Origin of the sequence: Bradyrhizobium sp. th-b2 (assembly GCF_000426785.1) — a bacterium.
Lineage (GTDB): Bacteria > Pseudomonadota > Alphaproteobacteria > Rhizobiales > Xanthobacteraceae > Bradyrhizobium > Bradyrhizobium septentrionale.
The window spans coordinates 1-2687 of sequence record NZ_AUGA01000199.1 but is presented as its reverse complement, the minus strand read 5'-3'; the positions used below and the strand labels follow the sequence as shown (position 1 = coordinate 2687).

5 protein-coding genes are annotated in these 2687 nt (G+C 60.0%); 3 read left to right on the top strand and 2 right to left on the bottom strand.

What is annotated here, in order from left to right:
- Nucleotides 1-264: 264 nt before the first annotated feature.
- On the top strand, nucleotides 265-837 hold the full coding sequence (locus K359_RS0147550) for a hypothetical protein (RefSeq protein ID WP_156929135.1): 573 nt from the start codon (nucleotides 265-267) through the stop codon (nucleotides 835-837).
- Between the two features lie 158 nt (nucleotides 838-995).
- On the opposite strand, the gene K359_RS58145 is transcribed toward K359_RS0147550, so the two are convergent.
- A complete protein-coding gene (locus tag K359_RS58145; RefSeq protein WP_029085209.1) occupies nucleotides 996-1412 on the bottom strand; it encodes a hypothetical protein in 417 nt (138 codons plus the stop codon).
- Nucleotides 1413-1649: 237 nt separating this feature from the next.
- Complete coding sequence (locus tag K359_RS66035; RefSeq protein ID WP_256375226.1) at nucleotides 1650-1772, bottom strand: hypothetical protein; 123 nt, start codon at nucleotides 1770-1772, stop codon at nucleotides 1650-1652.
- 69 nt (nucleotides 1773-1841) lie between these two features.
- Between K359_RS66035 and K359_RS0147530 the strand changes: the two genes are divergently transcribed.
- Both K359_RS0147530 and K359_RS65605 read left to right on the top strand, forming a co-directional pair.
- Nucleotides 1842-2132 carry a hypothetical protein gene (locus K359_RS0147530; protein WP_029085208.1) on the top strand — a complete coding sequence of 97 codons (291 nt, stop codon included), beginning with the start codon at nucleotides 1842-1844 and terminating at the stop codon, nucleotides 2130-2132.
- 235 nt (nucleotides 2133-2367) lie between these two features.
- Complete coding sequence (locus K359_RS65605; protein WP_224496914.1) at nucleotides 2368-2598, top strand: hypothetical protein; 231 nt, start codon at nucleotides 2368-2370, stop codon at nucleotides 2596-2598.
- The last annotated feature ends 89 nt before the right edge of the window (nucleotides 2599-2687 follow it).

Genomic DNA, 2687 nt, shown 5'->3' with positions numbered 1-2687 from the left:
CCATGCTGGCCTCCTTCCCAGCCAGCATGTTGAATCAGAAGCCTTCCGATTTGGGAATCCCAAATCGATTCAAGCTAGACCCATCCCGCTCTAGTGGTTCCTTACGCGGACCATAGTGACGAAGTTCACGTCACGCCTCAGAAGGTGCCCGGCACAATCGAGCATGCAGAAGGGCAATCCTTCGTACTGCACTATCGAGATGTAGGCGGAAACCTTAGCGTTCGCGCGATTCGCGTTTGGAGTATCCGTCACACGGATTTTGGAGTGCCAGTCCTGGTCGCAAGGTGTCATCTTCGCAAAGCAACGCGCTACTTCCGAGTTGATCGCATCGATGCTGTCGCGGATTTTGATGGAGTTGTGATCGAGCCAACCAGCAAATTCCTTAGCGAAACGTTTGGCGTGATCTGGCCGCCATCTGACGCGGAGATTGAAGCGGCCAACGAATTTAAGATGAAGTGGACTCGATTGAGGGCCATGTGCCGCGAAAGCGGCGGGTTGCTCTTAACCGCCGTTGGTTTGGCTGACGGAGAACTCATTCCAGATGAGGTCGGAGTTATACTTGATTTTATGGGGACGTGCTGTGCTCGTTCGCAGTTTGAGTTGAACGGAAAGGATGAGGATCGTTTGCGTCTCTACATTCGCCGGCTTCGGCCGACCACAGAATCGATAGATCGCGCAGTCGAACATCTCGCACGAGGCAATTCAGGTCACATGGTCGCCACGCTATCGGCATGCGCAAAAGTGATGGAGGCGGATGGCAACATAGACCCGGAGGAGATCAAAATGCTCGACGGATTCTCGCGGTCCATGACCGGGCTTCCGTTGCAATATCCATAACGGCGAGGAACCGTTCTTGCTGCCGACGCAGAAGACCAGCACCGTCTTGAAGCCGGCGTTTCGATCGACGGGGCCGGACCAGTAGCGGAGGAAATATGCGGGTTTCGGCGCCAGGGCATGCCCGATTGATTCCGCGGCTGCGCGGGAGATGCAAATTATCAAGTAAGTGCCCATCGGCGCCGTGACGGCAGCATGTTCTCGATTTTGACGATGTCGCGCAGCAGCTGCATCTCGGTCGCGTTGAGCCACGATCGCAGCTCTCCGTACTCGAGCAGATTGTCGACGTCAGGAATGCTGCGGATCTCGGCGAGACGACCTAGCTCGAAACCATCAAGCAGCTGCGCCAGGCCCGCGCCAACAAGGCAAAGGACGGCAAAACCGCGCTCGAGCAGCTCAACGCGCTGCAGGGCAACGCCAATCCGACCGAGGCCGAGACCGCGCAGGTCGGCGAGCTCGAGACCAAGGTCGACACGCTCGAGGCCGAGGTCGCCGAGCTCGACAAGCAGATCTCGGCCGAGGAAAAGAAGCTGCGCGCGGGCCGTCGCGAAAGAGGCGGCTGTCCTGGCGAAGGTCAAGGGCTATCAGCCGGCGGAGATCGTCGGGGAGATCCGCCAGGGCGACCGGCACGTCATCCTGTTGAATGATCCCTCGGCGCCGGTGCCGGCCGGCAAGGTTGCCTTGTCGACCATGCTGCCGCTGACGGATCGCGATTTGATGCCAGGGAACGGGCTCAGCAGCTCTACCGTTCAAAACGCTGATCCCTGATGCGGTCCCCGAGCGTGGCGCAGATAAACGCGATCGACCGCAAACTGTCATCGAAGGCGCCGCGCCTGGCCGCGATGCCGCCGGCCGAATTCGAGGCCGCGCTCGATCGTCACCAGGAGGAAATGCGCGCCGGCGTCGGCCGCGATCGCCGGCGCCGAGGTCAACATCATGGGCGTCGACGACGCGACCAGGCGAATCCGGGGGCAGATCATCGCATTCGAGCTGCAGGTCCGCGGCTAATGGGCAAGGTGTTCGACGGGGCTGATTATGAGCGCAAGCTCGACGCCGCGCGCAATGGGATCTCGACCAGTGAGGAGGCCCGTTTCGTCATCACGGGCGACCTGGCCGGCCTCAACGCGCGGAAGGCGTTCCAGGAAGCAAAAGAGCGCGCGCTGATGAAGGCGCGCAAAAAGATGCTCGACCGGATCGAGCAAGAGCAGGCGGACCACGCGCTCAACGATTGGATTCCGACAGAGGTCGAGGAGATCGTGACCGGGCCGAATGATGAGATCGTCTCGGTCGATGGCTGATGCGCATCGTTTTCCGCTATCTGGCGATGCAGGACATCGTCGATTTCGCGCTCGAGACGTTGCGAGAGCGATCGCCGCGGGCTCGGTCGGAGATCCGCATCCCGGTCTCTACCGGGATAGCCACACGGTTTTTCTAAATGGTCATGTCGTCAGCGACGTTTCGGCATTCCGTCGCGGCGACCAGATCAATATCTCCAACCCGGTCCCTTACGCGCGCAAGATCGAGATCAGCCGGATGAAAATGAAGGTCGAGCCGAAGGTCTACCAAGATACTGCGCTGCTCGTCGCGGCGCGGTTCGGCAATCGCGCCTCTGTGAGATTTACGTTCATGCCGGTCCGGTTCGGAGACATTGCGGCCTATGCCGCATTCGCGCAGCAGATCAAGGCCGGCCGGCGCCGAATGTTCGACAAGGCAGGCCAGGCGTGGCTTGTTCGTCAGCCAGCGCTCGAGATCAGGTCACGCTAGAGCATTTTCCGATCACGTTGCGTCGTAACCAGCCGCGACGAGATAATTTTGGCATTCCTCGGGTGAGAAGCGCTTGAGAGCGTTGGCGA